The 578-nt window shown below is 66.4% G+C and carries 1 protein-coding gene; it reads right to left on the bottom strand.

Annotation, left to right across the window (positions count from 1 at the left end):
* Nucleotides 1-153: 153 nt before the first annotated feature.
* Nucleotides 154-578: oxygenase MpaB family protein (locus ACFWPJ_RS30500; RefSeq protein WP_378856624.1), on the bottom strand; the 425-nt coding region annotated here is incomplete at its 5' end.

Below are 578 nucleotides of genomic sequence, written 5' to 3'. Positions count from 1 at the left end.
GGCGCGCGGTGGCCCTCACAGATGGTCCCGTATACGCGCGCGCGCCCATGCCATTTCGCTACGTAACGCCGCCCCGGCTCCGGCCGGCGAGATGCGGCGGGGCCGCCGGCTGGGGTGAGCCGGCGGCCACGGTGTTCCCCTGTTCCCCCGGGGTCAGATGATCGCCTTGTGCTTGCGGATTCGGCGCCGCACGTCGGCCATCATCGCGTTCGTTCCGGCGAAGCGGATGAACCTCGGGATGAACCGGTTGACGAATCCGACGAACAGGAACAGATTCTCGAATCGCCGCTGATCGGATTCGCTCCACTCCACGCCCATCTGCTCGCGGAAATGCGGCGGCAGGAAGCCCGAGGTCAGGAACCGGAGCAGGCCGCCCAACAGGACCCGCAGGTGCCACTGGATCATGCGCAGGTGCAGCAGGTCGTCGATGTAGGCGCGAAAATCGTCGTCGCACACCACCTGTCGACACGCCTCGACCCAGTACGCGTCGAAGTCGGCGTGCGTCTTGGGCCACATGTCGGGATGCACCTGCAAGGTGGTGCCGAAGGTGTCGGCGCCCTGATAGAAGTGCTCGAGCT

This window comes from Nocardia sp. NPDC058497, from assembly GCF_042720195.1.
In the GTDB taxonomy this organism is placed as follows: domain Bacteria; phylum Actinomycetota; class Actinomycetes; order Mycobacteriales; family Mycobacteriaceae; genus Nocardia.
Note: the sequence above shows the minus strand (reverse complement) of the source record. Positions and strands in the feature narration are given on the sequence as shown.